This is a genomic window from Streptomyces sp. NPDC048636 (assembly GCF_040650655.1).
Taxonomy (GTDB): Bacteria; Actinomycetota; Actinomycetes; order Streptomycetales; family Streptomycetaceae; genus Streptomyces.
Genome location: NZ_JBEZHR010000001.1, coordinates 512,146 through 530,666, shown reverse-complemented (window position 1 = coordinate 530,666; position 18,521 = coordinate 512,146). Strand labels below are relative to the sequence as shown.

Annotated in this window: 17 protein-coding genes; 10 read left to right on the top strand and 7 right to left on the bottom strand. The window is 68.9% G+C overall.

What is annotated here, in order from left to right:
- The 3 genes from AB0C66_RS02475 to AB0C66_RS02465 all read left to right on the top strand — a co-directional run bounded on the left by AB0C66_RS02475 (position 1) and on the right by AB0C66_RS02465 (position 2,228).
- Entirely contained in the window at positions 1–1,185 is a 1,185-nt protein-coding gene (locus AB0C66_RS02475) for a helix-turn-helix transcriptional regulator (protein WP_362431822.1), read from the top strand.
- Between the two features lie 507 nt (positions 1,186–1,692).
- A complete protein-coding gene (locus tag AB0C66_RS02470) occupies positions 1,693–1,956 on the top strand; it encodes a hypothetical protein (protein WP_362431820.1) in 264 nt (87 codons plus the stop codon).
- Positions 1,953–2,228, top strand: a complete 276-nt coding sequence (locus AB0C66_RS02465; protein ID WP_362431817.1) for a hypothetical protein — start codon at positions 1,953–1,955, stop codon at positions 2,226–2,228. Before AB0C66_RS02470 ends, AB0C66_RS02465 begins: the two co-directional genes overlap by 4 nt.
- Positions 2,229–3,161: 933 nt before the next feature.
- Here the strand turns inward: AB0C66_RS02465 and AB0C66_RS02460 are convergent.
- The 3 genes from AB0C66_RS02460 to AB0C66_RS02450 all read right to left on the bottom strand — a co-directional run bounded on the left by AB0C66_RS02460 (position 3,162) and on the right by AB0C66_RS02450 (position 7,042).
- Positions 3,162–5,531 (bottom strand): tetratricopeptide repeat protein, encoded by a 2,370-nt coding sequence (locus AB0C66_RS02460; RefSeq protein WP_362433310.1) that lies wholly within the window; start codon positions 5,529–5,531, stop codon positions 3,162–3,164.
- A 164-nt stretch (positions 5,532–5,695) separates the two neighbouring features.
- Positions 5,696–6,112, bottom strand: coding sequence for a hypothetical protein (locus AB0C66_RS02455; RefSeq protein ID WP_362431815.1), 417 nt, complete (start codon positions 6,110–6,112; stop codon positions 5,696–5,698).
- Between the two features lie 159 nt (positions 6,113–6,271).
- Positions 6,272–7,042, bottom strand: coding sequence for a GntR family transcriptional regulator (locus AB0C66_RS02450; RefSeq protein ID WP_362431812.1), 771 nt, complete (start codon positions 7,040–7,042; stop codon positions 6,272–6,274).
- Between the two features lie 169 nt (positions 7,043–7,211).
- Here AB0C66_RS02450 and AB0C66_RS02445 point away from each other — a divergent pair, with 169 nt between their 5' ends.
- The 4 genes from AB0C66_RS02445 (at position 7,212) to AB0C66_RS02430 (ending at position 10,766) form a co-directional block, all read left to right on the top strand.
- On the top strand, positions 7,212–7,568 hold the full coding sequence (locus tag AB0C66_RS02445; RefSeq protein WP_362431810.1) for a hypothetical protein: 357 nt from the start codon (positions 7,212–7,214) through the stop codon (positions 7,566–7,568).
- Positions 7,568–8,878 (top strand): FtsK/SpoIIIE domain-containing protein, encoded by a 1,311-nt coding sequence (locus AB0C66_RS02440; protein ID WP_362431805.1) that lies wholly within the window; start codon positions 7,568–7,570, stop codon positions 8,876–8,878. Before AB0C66_RS02445 ends, AB0C66_RS02440 begins: the two co-directional genes overlap by 1 nt.
- Positions 8,875–9,072, top strand: coding sequence for a hypothetical protein (locus AB0C66_RS02435; RefSeq protein ID WP_362431802.1), 198 nt, complete (start codon positions 8,875–8,877; stop codon positions 9,070–9,072). The genes AB0C66_RS02440 and AB0C66_RS02435 overlap by 4 nt, the downstream gene beginning before the upstream one ends.
- A 296-nt stretch (positions 9,073–9,368) precedes the next feature.
- On the top strand, positions 9,369–10,766 hold the full coding sequence (locus AB0C66_RS02430; RefSeq protein WP_362433308.1) for a replication initiator: 1,398 nt from the start codon (positions 9,369–9,371) through the stop codon (positions 10,764–10,766).
- Positions 10,767–10,900: 134 nt separating this feature from the next.
- On the opposite strand, the gene AB0C66_RS02425 is transcribed toward AB0C66_RS02430, so the two are convergent.
- Positions 10,901–12,346 carry a recombinase family protein gene (locus AB0C66_RS02425; RefSeq protein ID WP_362431799.1) on the bottom strand — a complete coding sequence of 482 codons (1,446 nt, stop codon included), beginning with the start codon at positions 12,344–12,346 and terminating at the stop codon, positions 10,901–10,903.
- A 162-nt stretch (positions 12,347–12,508) separates the two neighbouring features.
- On the opposite strand from AB0C66_RS02425, the gene AB0C66_RS02420 reads away from it, so the two are divergent.
- On the top strand, positions 12,509–12,862 hold the full coding sequence (locus AB0C66_RS02420) for a DUF6247 family protein (RefSeq protein ID WP_362431796.1): 354 nt from the start codon (positions 12,509–12,511) through the stop codon (positions 12,860–12,862).
- A gap of 258 nt (positions 12,863–13,120) precedes the next feature.
- Here the strand turns inward: AB0C66_RS02420 and AB0C66_RS02415 are convergent, their stop codons facing one another.
- Both AB0C66_RS02415 and AB0C66_RS02410 read right to left on the bottom strand, forming a co-directional pair.
- Positions 13,121–14,185, bottom strand: a complete 1,065-nt coding sequence (locus AB0C66_RS02415; protein ID WP_362431793.1) for a zinc-dependent alcohol dehydrogenase family protein — start codon at positions 14,183–14,185, stop codon at positions 13,121–13,123.
- A gap of 69 nt (positions 14,186–14,254) precedes the next feature.
- Positions 14,255–15,235, bottom strand: coding sequence for a right-handed parallel beta-helix repeat-containing protein (locus tag AB0C66_RS02410; protein ID WP_362431790.1), 981 nt, complete (start codon positions 15,233–15,235; stop codon positions 14,255–14,257).
- A gap of 355 nt (positions 15,236–15,590) precedes the next feature.
- Here AB0C66_RS02410 and AB0C66_RS02405 point away from each other — a divergent pair, with 355 nt between their 5' ends.
- Positions 15,591–16,673, top strand: a complete 1,083-nt coding sequence (locus AB0C66_RS02405) for a hypothetical protein (RefSeq protein ID WP_362431787.1) — start codon at positions 15,591–15,593, stop codon at positions 16,671–16,673.
- 185 nt (positions 16,674–16,858) lie between these two features.
- Here AB0C66_RS02405 and AB0C66_RS02400 read toward each other — a convergent pair whose 3' ends face one another.
- The gene (locus tag AB0C66_RS02400; RefSeq protein WP_362431784.1) at positions 16,859–17,662 is read right to left on the bottom strand and encodes a helix-turn-helix transcriptional regulator; all 804 of its coding nucleotides are present in this window, start codon (positions 17,660–17,662) and stop codon (positions 16,859–16,861) included.
- 92 nt (positions 17,663–17,754) lie between these two features.
- Here AB0C66_RS02400 and AB0C66_RS02395 point away from each other — a divergent pair, with 92 nt between their 5' ends.
- Positions 17,755–18,492, top strand: coding sequence for an SDR family oxidoreductase (locus tag AB0C66_RS02395; protein WP_362431781.1), 738 nt, complete (start codon positions 17,755–17,757; stop codon positions 18,490–18,492).
- Positions 18,493–18,521 lie beyond the last annotated feature (29 nt).

Below are 18,521 nucleotides of genomic sequence, written 5' to 3'. Positions count from 1 at the left end.
ATGCCGCTCCCCGGCGACGAACACACGGGTGCTCGGATCGCACATCACCGGAAACGGGCTGGGCTGACTCAGCGCGGCTTGGCTCAGAAAGTCCCCTACTCATACAGCCTGCTCACACAGGTGGAGTCCGGACACAAGCCAGCCAGCCCCGACTTGGTGGCCGCGGTGGCCAAAGCGCTGTGCATCGACGTCACCGCGCTGACCGGACAGCCCTACGTGACCGAGTTGCAGCAGGACCGGTTGGCCGCGCTGGTCCGCCCGATCCGTGAAGCCCTCGACCTCTACGACCTGGGGGCCGATCCGGCGATCAGTCCTCGTCCGACTCCCCAACTCGTTGCAGCTGCCGAGCACCTGTGTCAGCAGGTCCGGGCCACGAAACTCCATGACGCCGCTCTCGACCTTCCCGACACGATCGCGGAGATCACTACGGCCGCATACCGGGCGCCGTCGTCGGAGCTGTGGGCCGCGCTGTCGAGTACGTACCGGACGGCGCACGACCTGGCCGTGAAGTTGGGTTACTACGACCTGTCGACGGTGGCTCTGGACCGGATGGACTGGGCCGCGTCGCGTGCTTCGGATCCGCTGCTCTCCGCGGTGCGTCAGTACATGCGTGCCCTGGTCTACTTCCGAGAGGGCGAATACACGATCGGCAAGCGCCTCGTCGCCTCCGGGCAGGGACTACTGGATCAGTCGCCTCAGACGCGTGCGAGGCAGGCCGTTGCCGGGCAGCTTCACCTCGGGGCGAGCATCATCGCGGCCCGCGCCCATGACGCAGAGGCGGTCCGGAACCATCTCGCGGAGGCGAGGTCTTACGCGGCCCAGGTCGGTGAAGCGACGGACGTCCACTGGCTGTCCTTCGGACCCACGAACGTCACCGTGCACGCAGTGTCCGCCCATGTCGAGATGCGGCACTACGGTGAAGCGCTGAGGGAGGCCGCGAAGGTGCGGATACCGAAGGATTGGGCCGTGTCCCGCGCGGCTCACTTCTACGTCGATCAAGCACGCGCCCAGATGGAAGCGGGACGTTCCGAAGCGGCCTTGAAGTCCATGGTCACCGCGCGAAGGCTGGCGCCCCAACAGACGCGGTACCACTCAGGCGCGCGAGAGACCATCAGGGGTCTGATCCACTTGTCCCGGCGCACGCCGGACACCCTCGACCACCTGGCGGCTTGGGTGGGTCTCTAGGACTTTCACCGCACCAGCCCCCGGCTTTCACTCAACTGTGAAAGTTGGGGGCTTCGTATGTCACCAGCATGAAAGCTCAGGCGGTTTTCACCCACCACAAGACCCCGGCGGCGCGTGCCTGCGCCCCGGGGCGTGGTCAACCTGAGGAAAGCAGGTCGACATGCGGAACTGTATCGGCAGGATCTTCGAATCGGTGAGGAGCGCGTTACAGCCCGGCCAGGGTCGGCATCGGACAGCCGAGACGCGGGCAATGGCGAGCTGCGGAGATGCCCCCCCGCTGCGGCTGCCTCGTGTGCATCAGGTGTTGCATCGGCCGGTGTTGCGGGGTGAGGACGTGGGGCTTGTCCGGCCGTACGTCGTGGCGCATGAGCGTCAGCAGGAGGCGCTTCGGGAGGCTCGCGCTCGCGGCGCGTCGGTGTGTGCCCCGTACGGGGTGGTGGTAACCAGGTGAGTGCGCAACGGCGTCTGCTCCCGTGGTCGGGGCCTACTGGCAAGCCGTGCTACCTGGTGTCCGATGAGGACGGCGAGGGGTTCGTATCGCAGCTTGCGGACGATATGGAAGCGATGCAGCTCCGCATGGGCGCTGAACTCCTTGATCACGCTGGTGCGCTGCTCGGTAATTCGAAGGCTGAGCCCGGCGAGCTGCGCTTCCTCTCCAATCGTCTGGTCGAGGCGCTGCGTGATGCTCTCCGGGTCGCGGAGAGCCGTGGCAAGCGACTGCCGGTGTCCGATGACGATGATTCGGCTGGGGCGAGCGAGGTGGACGAGTGAGCCTGGATCGGCGGATTACGTCTGGGTGGCGGCTGGAGGCTACCCCGGCGGGACTGCGTGTACGGCGTGATCTGGATGGCTGTTTCACGGTGCCGCTCGGGATCGTCCGTCTGGGCAAGCATGTGGCGCTCGCGCCGCTGGTGCTGTCTGTGGATGAGGCGGAACAGCTCCACGCGGGTCTGTGCTTCGCGCTCGCTCCGGAGATTCCGCCCGTGGATGGCCCTGAGTGCCGGAAGTCGGTCCGCTACCCCGGTGGTCGCCAGCAGTACTGAGACGGCTCCGGTCTGGATCACGCGCAACAACCGAAGAAGCAACGCCGGACCACCCCCTTCGCCTGGCAGCTGTCGGGGTGGTCCGGCTGGGGATCATGACGAACCCCGGTGCCGATGGTACCGGGGTCGTCGTCGTGTTCTCGTCGACGCGGCCCGGATGTTCAGAGTCAGGCGGCTTGCGGAGAAAGGGACTTGGGACGATGTGCGGCCCTGGGGACGACGGGTTCGACGGTGAGGCGGCAGACCTGGACGGGGGGATGTGGGTGCGCGGAATGGACTACATGAGCGGCTGACGGGATGCGCGCGAGGCGGCCTCCGAGCTGGACGACGCGCTACGGATCGTCGGAGTGGACACGTCCGGGGCGCGGCTTCGGGCCTCTGCCGGGACAGATGGGGCGGGGGTGGTGCGGCTGCAGTTGTCGGCGGCGACGGCGCGTGAGATAGCGATGCTGGCGCGGGTGGCGGCGGCTGGTCTTGGCAGAGCGAGTTGAGCGGGGCGGCCGGTGGAGGGTCGCGCGGTGCCGTAAGGGTGCAGGTGGGCACCGCCGCCGGCGTCCGAGGCTTTGGGCGGGAGCTGCCACGGGGCGAGAGAACAGGGGGCCTTACGCTGGCCCGGCGAATCGGGCGGGTCTGTGATCCTGCCCGCGTTTGCGACCGATTGGCCCCCTGTTCTTAGAGGCTCGCCCCGTGGTGGCTGCCTAAAGCCTCGGAGGCCGTCGGCCCCAGCCACAACGCACCAGCCCCGACGGCGGTCGGCTTGCCTGCGCACTCATGACGCGGTGGTGTGGGCGGTGGGCGTCCGCCGGGACCGGCGGCCACGCCGCAGCCCGGCGGGGCGGCCAGACCGCCCGGCGCGCCGCACGGCGCGCCCTTGAGTAAGTGAAGACAGGTTTCGACAGCTACGCCGAGTCGTTACTGCGCGAGGAGTGTTGTTCAGGGTGGGTTGGAACGCGCCCGCCGCAGGTTGTTCCGCACGGTGTGGGTCGTGGGGTGGTCTCCTCCGAGGATCCTGATGCTGTCGGTGAGGGTCTGCTCGTACAACGGGATGGCCAGCCCCAAGTCCCCCGCCGCCTCGTAGGCGTAGGCGAGGTTGTTCCGGGATACCAGGGTGTCGAGGTGGTCTTCTCCGAGGATCCTGATGCTGTCGGTGAGGGTCTGCTCGTACAACGGGATGGCCAGCCCCAAGTCCCCCGCCGCCCTGTAGGCATCCGCGAGGTTGTTGCAGGAGGCCAGGGTGTTGGGGTGGTCCTCGCCGAGGATCCTGATGCTGTCGGTGAGGGTCTGCTCGTACAGCGGGATGGCCCGGCCCAGGTCCCCCGCCGACTCGTGGGCACCCGCGAGGTTGTTGCGGGAGGCCAGGGTGTCGGGGTGGTCCTCGCCGAGGACCCGGACCCGGTCGGTGAGGTTCTGCTCGTACAGAGAGGTGGCCCGGCCCAGGTGCCCCGCCGTCTGGTAGGCGGAGGCGAGGTTGTTGCGGGAGGTCAGGGTGCTGGGGTGGTCCTCTCCGAGGATCCGGATGCTGTCGGTGAGGTTCTGCTCGTACAACGGGATGGCCCGGCCCAGGTGCCCCGCCGTCTGGTAGGCGGAGGCGAGGTTGTTGCGGGAGGCCAGGGTGTCGGGGTGCTCCTCGCCGAGGATCCGGACCCGGTTGGTGAGGTTCTGCTCGTGTAGCGGGATGGCCCGGAGGTCCCCCGCCGCCTGGTAGGCACACGCGAGGTTGTTGCGGAAGCTCAGGGTGTTGGGGTGGTCCTCGCCGAGGATCCGGATGCTGTCGGTGAGGTTCTGCTCGTACAACGGGATGGCCCGGCTCAGGTCCCCCGCCGACTCGTGGGCACCCGCGAGGTTGTTGCGGGAGGCCAGGGTTTGGGGGTGGTCCTCGCCGAGGATCCGGACCCGGTTGGTGAGGTTCTGCTCGTGTAGCGGGATGGCCCGGCCCAAGTCCCCCGCCGCCCTGTAGGCATCCGCGAGGTTGTTGCGGGAGGCCAGGGTGTTGGGGTGGTCCTCGCCGAGGAGTCGCGTTGATGTGGTGTCCAAGCGTTGTGCGTACTTGGTGGCTTGGGAGAACTGGCCTTGGCTGCGCAGAAATTGTGATGCGGTGTACAGGATGAGATGGGTGTCGGTGGTGTCTGAGTCGGGAGGGGTGTGGGTGAGGTATGCGTCGATGTGGGGGAGCAGGGTCCGCCAGCGTGGCCATCCGGTGACATTGGTCTCTGGGTTGTTGGGCAGTGCGTCGCAGATCAGGGTTTCTGCGGTGGACTTGGCGTCTTTGATCGCTTGTTCGGTGCGGTGGGGGTCTTCGGGGTCGGGGGTTCGGGCGACGGCTTGTACCAGGCGGTGAGTGGCGGTAGTGGTCTCCGTGAGGGTGATCATGCTGAAGTCGTTGAGGAGGGCGAGGGCGTCGATTTCCGCGCCTGGTTCGTCGGCTGCGCCGTTGAGTAGGTCGCGGGGTATGTCGTGGGGGGCAAACCAGGCCATGACGCGTAGCAGGTGGATGGCGAGGGGGTCGCGGTCGGCGATGGTGTCGAGGGTGACGCGCCAGGTGCGGGCGATGGTGGTGCTGTGGGGGTCGCCGTTGCCAGGGGTGCTGAGCATCCGGGCGGCTTGGGTACGCAAGCGCTGCAGGTAGCTGGAGTAGGTGCCGCGGGTGCGGTGGACGTAGGCACCGGCTTGTTCGAGAGCGAGGGGGAGGTGACCGAGCTCGTCGGCTAGTTCCTCGGCGACGGGATGCTCCGCGGGGTGGTTCACCTTGGCGAGTTGGTGCAGCAGGCTGGTCGCTGCCGATGCGGTCAGGACATCCAGGTGCAGAGGCTGGGCGGCGAGTGCGTCCCAGCCTTGGGTGAGGCGGCTGGTGATGAGGTGGTCACCGCTGGTGAGTCGGGCGAGGTAGGGGGCGAGGTGATCGGGTTTGGTGGCGTTGTCGAAGACCAGGAGCCATCCGGGGTGAGCATCCAGCCAGGCCAGGGCCCATGGGGCCAGGGCGCCGCTGGCAGCGGTGGTGGTGTTGATTTCGGGGTTGACCGCGGCGGTGAGCTCGGCGAGGGAGTCGGTGATGGTCTCAGGGGTCTCGGCGTTGATCCACCAGACGGCGCTGTAGTCGGGACGGTGATCGTGGGCGAAGCGCAACGCCAGGGTGGACTTCCCGACTCCGCCGAGTCCGGACATCGCCTGGGTGACGACTTGCGTGGCCGCCCGTTCGGTCCTGGGCCGCAGCGCCCGGTCCAGGAGGGTCATCTCCGTCTCCCGGCCAACGAACCGATGACCGGCAGGCCATGGGAGATTGTGCAGCCCCCGGGGGCCAGGCACGTCGGCCGGTGGCGGTAGTACCAGGGGAGCCCGGAGAGTGGTGTCACCGGTGATGATGGGACCGTAGTTGTTGCCCACGGCCGGTGACCGGGCTCCCGATGTGGCGGGGCCGGGGCGCTCCGGCTGTGGACCTTCAGGGATTGCTTCAGTCATGCTGCGCGGCCTCAGGCGGTGGAGTCGCCGGTGTTGATGGTGCCGTAGTTGTTGCCCACGGCCGGTGACCTCTCACCCGAGGTGGTGACCGTCATCGTGACGGGCCAGGCGGGTCGTTCCCATCCGGCGATCTCGGCTGCGAGGGCCGGATGTGCCGTAAGGATGCGGCGGATCTGTACCCGCACCGCGTCCTGAGGGGCGTTGGCCAGATCTGCGAGAGTGCCGAGGATGGCTTGTTGTTCGGCGGACGTCTCGGTGTCGGGGGTATCCCGGCCGGTGAGGCGTCGCAGGATGCGCTGGCCGAACGAGACCGTGGCATCGGCGGCGCCGCTCTCGACACGGGCCAGGACCGCGGCCCCGTAGGCGGCGACGGCTGCGGTGGCGTAGGGCGTCAGGTCCTGCGCAAGCTGGACCGGATCCACGGACATAATGCTCCCCCTGAGTGTCACGAGCCGCTGACCTCCCGGCACACAGCGGCACCACGGACAACCCAGCGTAGCTAACTGCGGCGGCACCGAGCCTACGAATACACCGACTTCGGGAAGCCCAGCACGGGGGCAGTCTCCGGAGAGTGCCCGGCCCCAGCGTCAGCGCGCCGCGCTGAGGGGCCTGTCGGCGGTGATGCGGTAGGCGAGTTGCGCGCGGTCGGCGCTGGCGCGGAGCTCTTCGAGGATCAGGGGGCGGTCGTCGTTGCCGAGTGTGACGCGGGCGGTGAGCATGATCGGCGTTGCGTCGGGGACCTGCAGCGTGGCGCGCTCGTCGGGTAGCGGCATGCGGGCAGTCACGGTCTCCTGCCAGGTCAGCTTGTGCCCGGCGGCGGCAAGGATCGCATAGATCTCTTCCGGCTCAGTGTCCGGCGCCTCTCCTAGCTGTTCGGCTTCGTCGGCGGCGGTGGCGAACGGGATGAGCACGCGATGCGCGGCGCGGGTACCGGTCTCTGGGTCGGCCAGCAGCCGGTCAACGCCGAAGAGCGCTTCTCCCTCGCCCAGCCCGAGTAGCGGGCCCGTGGTCGCCGTGGTGGTGGTGCGGTAGATGGCCGGTTCCTCGACCTGCTGCCACGCGTGGTGACCGGTGCGGAAGGTCTTCCCGCTGCGGGTGATGGTCCGCTCGATGGTGACTGCGGGGGCGGGGAGTGCGCGGACGTAGCTGCCCTTGCCGTGGATGACCTCGATGAGCCCCTCGGCGCGGAGTGCGGCGATGGCCTTGCGGACGGTGGGGCGGCTGACCTTGTAGCGCTCGATGAGCTGGGCCTCTGAGGGGAGCGGGGCTCCGGGCTTGTACTCGCCTGCCGCGATGCCGCTGCGGATTTCGGCGGCAACCTGCTGGTACAGCGCTCCGGGTCGCTGGATCTCTCCCATGCCGGGCTCTCCTCGTCACCTGTGGGTCGGCGGTCTGACGTGAGCTGATGTCACTCGTAAGCATAAGTACTTGCCTCCTGCCGTCAAGGCATGCATAGTTGGCCACTCATAAGTACGAGTGACGTCACATGACGTGTGGCGTCTGGACGGCCAAGGAGGCCAACAACCCATGCAGTCCATCCCTGTAGACACCACCCGGCTCGGCGTACTGCGGTGCGCGGTCGGGCCTGAACCGAAGATCGCGGATTTCGAGAGCAAGGAGGTCAAGAAGGACCGGGACGGCAACACGATCTACACCGTCGCCGTGACGGTGCGGCAGGACGGTCGGCGGGTGTCGGTGATCGAAATCGCCGTGCCCGGAGAGCCCAAGGGAGTCGTGGAGGGCTCGGAAGTGCGGGTGACGGGCCTTGAGGCGTTCGCCTGGGCCATGGGCGACCGGCACGGTGTCAGCTTCCGCGCCGCTGCCATCACCCCCGTACCGGCTCCGGCTCCGGCTGCGTCGGCGGGCAAGGGCGGTGGCGCGTGATGGGTTCACTCCTCTTCATCGTCGCGCTGCTGGCAATAGCCTGGCTGGCGGTCATCGGCCCCCACCTGCGAGACCAGCGGCCGGACTGGCACTGGTACCTGACCCGCTACCCGCGCACGGCACTGCGGGTGGTAACCACCTGGCGCAAGGTTGCCCACCTCAATGACCTCACGGTCTCGCACAAGCCGAATCGGCTCCTGCTGGGAGACCTGGCGGTCAAGGGCGAGCCCCTGCGCACCAAAGCGCCGCGCTGCTCCTTCCCCCGCCCGACGCCGAACGGGCTATCACTGCGGGTGCGGTTGCATGCGGGGCAGACTCCGGCCCCTTTCCTCGCGGCGGCTGATGCGTTGGCGCACGCCTGGCGCATGCACGCCGTGCGGGTTGTCTCCCCCGAACGCGGCACCGTGCTCATCACCGCGACGGCCAGTGACCCTCTGGCTCATCCCGACCGGCCCACCGGGGAGGTATCGGCGTCGCTGCTCTCAGCGGTGGTCGGTGCGTTGGAAACCGGGGGCACGTGGGTGATGGATCTCCGGCGCGTGCCGCACTGGCTGATCGTCGGCGCGACACGGTCGGGAAAGTCCACGCTCATTGCGCGGGTGATCACCGAGCTTGCCCCGCAGCCGGTCGCCCTGGTCGGCATCGACTGCAAGGGCGGCATGGAACTGGGCCTGTTCGAACAGCGGCTGTCGGCGCTGGCCACCTGCCGCCGTGAAGCGGTCGCTGTGCTCGGCGCCCTGGTGGCCGACATGCAAGACCGCATGCGCACCTGCCGCGCGGCCGGGGCCCGGTCGATATGGGACCTGCCGGAGAAGGAACGCCCGGTGCCCGTGGTCGTGGTCGTCGATGAGCTGGCAGAGCTGTACCTGACCAACGGCAGCAAGGAACAGCGGGCCGAGGCCGAACAATGCTCGACCTACCTCCTGCGCCTGGCGCAGCTCGGTGCGGCGCTGGGGCTGCATCTGCTGGTGGCCGGTCAGCGGGTCGGCTCCGATCTGGGGCCTGGAGTGACTGCGTTGCGGGCGCAGTTGAGCGGCCGGATCTGCCACCGCGTCAACGACCCCGCCACAGCCGAGATGGCCTTGGGCGACCTGAACAAGGACGCGGTGGCGGTCGCGCAGTCGATCACCGAGGCCGAACAGGGCGTCGCGGTGACCACGGGCGAGCTGGGCAGCTGGATGCGCGGACGGTCTCAGCTGACCACCCCTGCGCAAGCGCAGGTGACGGCGGCCGAGTACGCGGGGCTTGCGCCTCGCCTGCCCGGCGTCGTCCGTGCGCTGGAGGGCCTGGAAGGGGGTGGACGCGCATGAGTGAGGACGCGGCTCTTCCGCTGGTGCTGCTCTTCGGGCTCGCCACCGTGCTCCTGGTCCGCTCCGGTGAAGTGCGCTGGTGGATAGCGGTGGTGATCGGCCTGTTCGGCATGTACCTGGGCCAGACCCCCGTCATCTTCACCGCTGACGGCCTCGTGAACTGGCTGATCTCCAGCTTCGCCCACAACAGCTAGAGACCCCTGGGGAGGCCCACCCATGCCCATGCGCCGTGTCCGCTGCCCCATCTGCAAGGGCGAGCGATACCCCATCTCCCGCACCGGCCGCGCGCGGCGCTGCCGCTGCTGCCGGGGCACCGGAACCATCCGCTAACCACCCAACCCGCCCACGAACCGGGAGTGATCGCCATGGACGACACCCACCCAACCCCAACCCACCGTGCCGCTGCGGCGGCCCACCCCGGGAGGTCCCCACCATCACCGCCGAGACCACCTCGGCTGACAGGCGCGCCCACCTCGACCGCGCGGCGCGCCTGCGTCAGCTCTCCGAAGTTGACCAAGACCTGATCCGCCTCGTCCAAGACTCTGGATTCGGCCGCTGGTTGGACCAGATCACCGCCACCGGCGGCTGCGCCCACCCGATCCACCTCACCGGATCCACCACCACCCGCGATGCGCTCACGGGTGAGGTGCTCCACCACTACGACACCCGCAACGAACCCGGCGAACGGCTCCTGATCCGCTGCCGCAACCGCCGCGCCACCGTCTGCGCCCCCTGCTCCCGCCTCCACGCGGGCGACACCTTCCACCTGGTGCGCGCCGGACTCCTGGGCGGCAAGACCGTCCCCGCCGAGGTGCGAGAGCGACCCCGGCTGTTCCTCACCCTCACAGCCCCGAGCTTCGGCCCCGTCCACCGCACCACCACCGACGGGCAGCGCTGCCGACCGCGACGCGATGCGGGCGACTGCGAACACGGACGCCCCGTGGGGTGCCCGGCCTTCCACGACGTGGCCGAACGGCTCGTTGGACAGCCGCTGTGCCCCGACTGCTACGACTACCCGGCACACATCCTCTGGCACGCACACGCCGGGCGCCTGTGGAAGGCGTTCACCGACAACCTCTACAACCACCTCGCCGCACGCGTCGGCCGCACCCGTACCGGCCTGCGCCACAGCCTCCGCATCTCCTACGCCAAGGTCGCCGAGTACCAAAAGCGCGCGGCCGTCCACATCCACGCTGTGGTGCGTCTCGACGGCGCACACGGACCGGACGATCCACCCCCGGCCTGGGCAACGGCTGACGTGCTCCTGGCCGTGGTCCGCACCGCTGCGGCGGCCGTCCAGCTCCCTACGCCCTACAGTGCGGCCCTGGGGGAACACGCACTGCGCTGGGGCACCGAACTCGACGCCCGGCCACTCCGTGCCTTCAGCGGCGGTGAGGGCCTGGCCGATGACGCGGTAGCCGCGTACGTCGCCAAATACGTCACCAAGGGCGCCACCGACACCGGGGCCGGACTCGACCACCAGCTTGCCAGCCCCGACGACATCGCGGCGGCTCCTGTCTCGGCCCACGTGCGAACCCTCATGCGCACCTGTTGGCGCCTGGGCGGCCTCCGCGAACTGGAACCGCTACGGCTGCGCACCTGGGCTCACACCCTCGGCTACCGGGGACACGTCCTCACCAAGTCACGGCGCTACTCGACTACGTACACCGCACTGCGCACCGAACGGGCCGACCACGAACGCGCCGGGGCCCAACTCGCCGACGACAGCGTCGCGACCACGGTTGCCCATTGGCGCTACGTCGGCTCCGGCCATACCCCCGGCGCCGCGCTCCTGGCTGCCGGGATCGCAGAAGACCGCACCCGGAATCGCGAGATCGCACGCGAAGAAATGGCGGCTGATTCCAGGGGGCCCGTTGGCTCCGGATGACCTTCGTCGGCGCGTAGCCGCCTCTCGGGCCCGGCAGGGGCTTCCGGCAGTCATTGAAGACCTGGCGGTGATCGAACGTGCGGTGCGGGTCTTCGCTCTCGTGGAGTCCGAATCCCGCACCGCACGTCCGCGTGTCAGGCGATCCAATCGATGACGAACCGGTCCGGGTCCCACCTCTTGCGAGGGTTGGCGGGAAGTACCTCGATGGAGCGGACAGCGGCAGTGATCACTGCGCGCCGCTGGGAGTCGTTCATCTTCTCCCAGCGGTTCAACATGTCCTCAAAGCTGCCGACGAAACCAAGCAAGATCGCTTTCCGGGACACCTTTGCGAGCCTGGCCCGGTTGCGCTCCAGTCGCTCCTGGATCGGCGCGCGGGCCACCATCCACTCCTTGCGGCTGATCGCCTGGTTGCCGTAGTCCTCGGCCAGCTCCTCCAGCTCCTCCTCATCAGCCCGAACTTTCTCGTACAGCTCACCGCCATCCTCATCCGGCTCGCGCAGACGCTTCTTGAAGGCAGGCGACTCGAACGCAGCCAAGACCATGTCCCTGATTTGGTCATCGGTCCGCTCTGCGTTCGTCGCCGTACCACCGCATGCATCCGTACCCGGCGTGTTGGGACAGACGTAGCGCGGTACGCCAGACCTGGGGCGGCCGACCATCCCCCACCCGCACGCCTTACCGGGCTCGCCGGTCGGCTTACCGCAGCGAAGGATTCCGGACAGGAGGTAGGTGCGGTTACCGCGGTCGTTGGTCCGGCGCCGGTCGGGGTCACTCAGCACAGCACGCAGGCGGTCTGAATCCTCGTGGCTGAGAATGCCGGGCCATACGGCGTCGCTCACGATCTCTCCCAAGAGGGGGCGAGTGCTCTCCCACGAGCGGCGCGGGGTGTGCTCCCTACGTCCGCTGATCCTTGCCGACGCGAGCATGCGACGCAGTCCGCTCGGCTTCCACGGAATGCCAGCCGCCGTGATGATCTTCCGGCTCTTCCAGTCCCGGCAGATGCTTGCCAGGCTCTCCCCCGCGAGGACACGGCGGGCGCCTTCTCGGATGACCTCGGCCTCGGCTTCTCGGACGGTGATCCGGTCGTCCTCGTATCCGAAAGGCCGCTTGCCACCTCCAGCGATCTTGCCCGACTCGGCCGCTTGGCGCCGTTGCCGCTGCTGCCGTTCGGCCTTGTGCTCCGCCTCGTGCCGGGCGGCGGCTCCCAGCATCCGGGCGATCATGCGACCGGTGGGCGTCGCGAGATCGATCTCGCCGCTGACGGTGGCCAGCTCCAGACCATGCCGATCGGCAAGATCGATCACGTCTTCGAGTTCTCGCGGGGAACGCGTGAGACGGTCCACGTGCCAGCAGACGACGGCGTTGATCACGCCTTCGTGGATGTCGTCCAAGAGCTCCTGCCACTTCGGCCGGGGCGCTCCGGAGTACGCGCTGACGTCGTTGTCCGGGTAGACGTCCACGACGTCCCACCCCTTGCGAGCGCAGAGGGCACGGCAGTCCTCTTCCTGACGCGCGATGCCCAGACCCGCGCCGCCCCGGTCCTGACTGATCCTGACGTAGATCGCTACTCGTATCGCCATAGGTCACATAGCTACACCCTCGTAGGCACGGGGGTGAGCTGCCCGATCGGCGTCGCCCCCGCCGACGGCTGAAGCCCGCGTCTCACTCGTTCGGGCGATGTGGTCGGTACCGCGCTCGATACGCTGCTCCCAGGGATCAGAATCTCGCCCATGGGAGCAGCGATGACCACCTCCAGCGCCGGGCAGCCACTCATCCCTCAGCCGCCTGCCACCGTCACGGCCCTCCGTCAGGCCGTCGCGCAGATCGCGCCTGCCGCCCTGCCCGCCTTCACACGGGAACTGGATCAGGCCGCCGATCAGTCCCGCCAGGCTTTCGATCTCGCCCCCCTTCAGCGGTTCATCGCTCAGTGGGCCGTCCACGTCCACATTCAGCGGCAGCCGGATCTCGCGAAAGAGTTCCGTCACTGGGAGGACACCGCCGAGACCGGTGACGCGACGCAGGCCCGACGCGCCGCGTCCGCCTTGGGCAAGATCCTGGACGACGCACACGCCGCGCTCGGCCTCCCACCGCGGTGAGCACCGACTGGCGCTGGGAGTACGACCCCGATCACGCTCACGTGACAGGCAGCATCCCCGCTCACGTGGTGACGGAAGTGGAACGTCTCGCGGGGCAGTTGACCGACCTGGTTCTTCTTCCTGGTGGCACCGCGAGACCAATTGATCGTGATCGTCCGCATCATGCCGCCGTTCCAGAGCATCTAGACGACGCCCACTGCCGACCCGGCACCGGGTCACATGGCAGCGCTCTCCCGCAGGCACGGGCGGGGCCGCGCCCTACCTGCTGTCTCCGTCCCGGCCACGGTCATCGTCGAAGACGAAGAGCGGTTTGGCGCCGTGCGCGGGTGCTTCGGCGGACGAGATGGCTTCAGTGAAGCGTTCGAGCGGGAACGGCCGGCCTTGGGGGATGCTCAGCACGTCTTCGATGACAAGACCGCGAACCTCGGACAGCGCGCGCAGCGCATCCGCGGGTGGGGCAGCGCCGAACCAGCGGTTCAGCCAGAAGCCACGGACCGCTTTGGTCTCGTAGATGAGCGAGCGTGCCTGTAGCGGGATCGTCAGCGCTGCCGGGGCAGTCTGCCGATGGGTGGAGAGCGCGCCGTAGACCACGACCTCCCCTCCCGGAGCCAGTGCCTGGGATACCTGGGCACCTACATCGCCCGCGACACAGTCGGTGGCCTTGTGTACGCCAGCCGGTCCCGCGAGCTCCGCCACGCGCCGCAACAGGTCCTCGTCCTCGGTGCAGATGACCTCGTCACCACCGAGCGCCTTGATCTCCTCAACGGCAGCGCGCCGCCGCACGACATTCATGGTGCGAATACCGAGGTGCCCGGCCAGCTGAATGACGAGCCGTCCCACGGTGGAGCCCGCTGCCGTCTGAAGCAACCATTCGCCCGGCTGTACGTCGAGTTCGCGCGTCACCAGGAGCAGCGCGGTCAGCGGATTGACGGCGAGTTGACAGGCGCTGGTGTCGCTCAGATCGTCGGGGACCGGCAGGAGTCTCTGTGCGTCGGCGACGAGGTATTCCTGCCACGTACCGGCCACCCGCGGCCCGGGCACCGCCGGGACGGCAACGGCCACCACCCGCTCGCCGATCTTCAGCCCCTCGGTTTCCGGGCCCAGGGCCTCGACACGGCCCACGCATTCCATGTGACCCCCCACCGTGGGAAATTCCGGGGAGAAGCCGTAGCGGCCACGCAGTACATGCAGATCACTGGCGTGAATCGGAGTCGCCTTCACGCGGATCAACGCCTGACCGGCCTCCGGCGTGGGAACGGGCCGGGATTCCAGCCGCAGGACTTCGGCCGGCTCACCAACCCTTCCGGCTACGAGCGCGCGCATGGAGTGTGGTGGCATGAGTGACCTCGTCTCTCAGACATCACGCTAAGCGCCACGGACAGGCCCTGCAATTCAGCTCCTGACCGCCGGGGTGGCCGGGCAGCCGGGGACGCTGCCTTCGGGGAAGCAGTCGTCCGGGGCATTGCGGATGACCTTGCTGGCGTCGAGGGTGAGGGCGCTGGAGTTCTCGTTGAAGATGCCGCCGCCGGCGGTGATCGCCGTGTTGCGCGTGACCTGGCTCCGCACCAGCGCTGCGGTACTGAAGGAATTCCTGAGTCCGCCGCCTGTCACAGCGATGTTGTCTCTGAGAATGGTGGACGTCAGACGCAGGGTGCCCGCGAATTGGTTGATGCCGCCGCCGCGCGGAGCGGTGTTTCCCTTGACCGACACCGAGTTCAGATGCGCGGTACTTCTCAGGTTCTCCAGGCCACCGCCCCCGTCGTTGAGTGCCCGGTTCTTGCGCAAGGACCCACCGCGCATGGTCAACGTGCCGGGGCGGTCCAGGAGCTGGTTGCGCCCGTTGAGGATTCCCCCGCCGTTGAGGGTCGCGGTGTTGTGCTCGACCGTGCTGTCGACGAGTTCGAGCTGCCCACCGGTGTTGTGGATACCACCACTCGTCTCGGCGTGGTTGCCCTTGATGGTCGTGCGATTCAGGTTCAGCGTGCCGCTGTTCCAGATGCCACCGCCGGCGAAGTCGGGAAGGCTGCCGCCGCTGACCGTCAGCGCCTTCAGGCCGAGCGTTCCGCCGAGCGCCACATGGAGGATGCGGAAGTCCTCGGTCGCGTTCGGATCGCGTCGGATGGTGGTGTCGCGGCCGGTGATCGTCACGTTCCCGGTGATCTCCGGTAGCCCGTCATCCGCGTTGTCGGCGGTGGTCAGGGTGTAGGTGCAGTGGGACGCCAGGGTGATGGCGCCACCACTGGTGTTGGCCTGGTTGATCGCGTCGACCAGACCGGTGATGTCGTTGCACCGCACACGGGTCGCTCCTGCGGCATCTGCCGGTCCGGCGGGCAGGACGGTGAGGGACAGTCCCAGGCCGACCATGGCGGTCACCGCACCGGATCGGACGACGTTCTTCATCGCTACGCCTTTCTCAGTGCTGGGAGGGGCACGGCACATCGCGCCGGCGTCCATCGGCAGCGCCGAACCAGCGGGGTGATGAAGCGGGCCTCTCCATTCCTAGCCGTCGGCGCGGGCTGCCTCATCCGATATACCGCCGAACGGTCCTGGCTCCAGCGGCGCGCCCGGAGGAAACCGACCGTCGCGGTACGCCCGAACGGCCGCCCGAGGTGCGCCGTATGCCTGATTCGTATAGGTCTGCGCGATGATCAGGGGCGCTCAGGAGGGCTCGGCCGCCGGGCACCGCCCGGACCGACCCTCCCCCTCCCTCACACTCAAGGGAAGCCGTATGACTGACACGCTCAGACGCGCCACCGTCACCGCCGTCACCGGCCTCGGTCTGTGCCTGACACTTCTGCCCGCCGGACCCGCCCAGGCGCGGGCGGTGACACGCGTCGCCTGTGGCGACGTCGACGCCCTGAAGGCGGCCATCAACAGCGCGAACACCAGCGGCAGCGGCAACATCGCGCTGGCCCCCCGGTGTGTCTACACCCTGAGGTCGGCCGACAACCCGGGTGACGGCCTGCCCGAGATCACCGGCAATGTACGGATCACGGGGGACGGCACCACGGTCGAGCGCAATTCCGGCGACCTCTTCCGCATCTTCCACGTGCGGGCGGGCGGCAGTCTGAGTCTGAAGTCGATCACCGCGCGCTACGGCGAGACGGGCACCGCGGACTCCGACGGCGGCGGGATCCTCAACGCCGGCGGCACCGTCACCCTGACGGACTCGACGGTCCGGAGCAACGAGGCCAGCACCGGCGGCGGCATCTGGAACCAGCTGGGCACGCTCGTCCTCAAGAACAGCACGGTGAGCCACAACCGGGCGGCCTTCGGCGGCGGAGTGGCCACCAACGGCACGATGACGATGGACGGCGGCAGCCTCCACGACAACAGCGGCGCGTTCTGGGGCGGCGGTCTCGCCAACGCGGGGGACACCAAGCTCAACAACGTCTCGGTCGAGAACAACGACTCCGGTGACCTCGGCGGCGGCATCGTCACGCTGGCCATCAACTTCGAAACCGGGCCGCTGCGTCTGAACTCCACCAAGGTCACGGGCAACATCGCCCGGAACGACGGCGGTGGCATCCGCACCGGCGCGGACGAGCCGCTGTCGCTCTACCGCAGCACCGTCGAGCGCAACACCTCCAACGGCGGCCCCACCACCGGCGGCGGTATCTCGAACCCCGGAAGCGGCCTGGGCCTGCACATCGGCACGAGCACGCGCAAGGAGGTCAAGGGGAACTCGACCAAGGTGACGCCCTTCGAGGTGACCCTCATCCGCAGCGCCGTCGTCAAGAACCACCCGACCAACTGCGCCCCGCCCCACAGCGTTCCCGGCTGCGACACCGCGGCCCCCGGCAGGGGCTGACAACCCCGTCCGCGGGGGAACGGGCCCCTCGCCCCCGGCCGACGACGTCGGTCGGGGGCAGTGGGGGCCCGGAGGGGGGCCGACGGCCCGGCGGTACGCCCCGCGTGGAACTCGCCGGGGCGGTGCTCGGTGTTGTCGGGTTCGGCGGGGTGGTCTTCGTCCTCTGGAGGTTCGGCGGCTGAGTCTCAGCGGGTGGACGCGTCGTGGTCCTCGGCGTAGATCACCAGCGTCTGTTCCGACCGCTCCGCCAGATGGAACGCGGTGTACGCGTAGGTGACCACTCCGCGCTCCGGGTGCCGCAGCCGTTTGCGGCCGCCGTGCCGGGCCTGGACGTCGTACCGCGGCCACCAGGCGCGCACTTCGGGACTGGCCGTCTTCAACTCGTCGATCAGCCGGGTGTAGCGGGGGTCGCCGGGGTGGCGGCCGGCCAGGGTGCGGAGGCGGGCGAGCAGACCGCGGGCCTCGAGTTCCCAGTCGACGAGGACATCGCGGGCCGCGGGCTCCAGGAACACCCAGCGGAGGAAGTTGGGCGGACGCTCGGCGGCGTCGATGAGGTGGGGGAAGAGTGCGGCGGCCGCCTGGTTGTGGCTGAGTACGTCGTAGGTGCCGCCGATGATGTACGCCGGGTGCGGCTGGAGCAGCAGGGGGACGGCCGCCGCCTCGGGCGCGAGCGGTTCGGGTTCCTCGGGCGCCTCCGCGAGCGGCTGACCGGCGAGTTGGAAGAGGTGCCCACGCTCGTGGCGGTCCAGGCGCAGCACCGAGGCGAGCGCGTCCAGCACCTGGTCCGAGGCGCGGATGTCCCGGCCCTGCTCCAGGTAGGTGTACCAGGTGGCGCTGATCCCGGCGAGCAGGGCCAGTTCCTCCCGGCGGAGGCCCGGGGTCCGGCGCCGGGCGGACAGTGGCAGGCCGACCTCGCCGGGGGTGATCCGCTCCCTGCGGCTGCGGAGGAACGCCCCCAGCTCACGGCGTTGATCCTGCTGCTTCGACATGATGGCTGGCACCTCTGGTTCCAGGATAAGCGCATTCTGTATACCAGGTTGAGCCGCGCACAGACTGAGGTCCGAGGACAGAGGAGGACATCATGTCGGGAATCGACGGCAAGGTCGTGGCGATCACGGGCGCCAGCAGCGGGATCGGTGAGGCGACCGCGCTGCTGCTCGCCGAGCGGGGCGCGCGCCTCGTCCTGGGGGCGCGCCGGACCGAGCGTCTCGCGGACCTGGCGGCGCGGATCGAGGAGGCGGGTGGCACGGCCGTACAGCTCCGTACGGATGTGACCCGGCGGGACGATATGCACGCCCTGGTCGCCCTGGCCGGTGAGCGGTACGGCCGGCTCGACGTACTGGTCGGCAACGCGGGCATCGGCACCATCTCGCCCCTCGACGATCTGCGCGTCGACGAGTGGGACACCATGGTCGACGTCAACATCAAGGGCGTACTGCACGGGATCGGCGCCGCGTTGCCGGTGTTCCGGGCGCAGGGCTCCGGGCACTTCATCACCACCGCCTCCACGGCCGCGTTCCGCATCGTGCCGGCGATGGCGGTCTACGCGGGTACGAAGTTCGCGGTGCGCGCCATCTGTGAAGGGCTGCGCCAGGAGGCCGGTGACTCGCTGCGGGTGACCACCGTCTCGCCCGGCATGGTGGCGACCGACTTCGTCGACGCGTCGACGAACGAGCGGGCCAGGAGGGAGGTCGCGGAGACCCGCGACCGCATCGCGATCCCGCCGGAGGCGATCGCCAGGGCCATCGCGTACGCGATCGAGCAGCCCGCCGCCGTCGATGTGAATGAGATCGTCGTCCGGCCGACCGCCCAGAGCTGACCCGGCCTGATCCGGCCTGCCGCCGATGA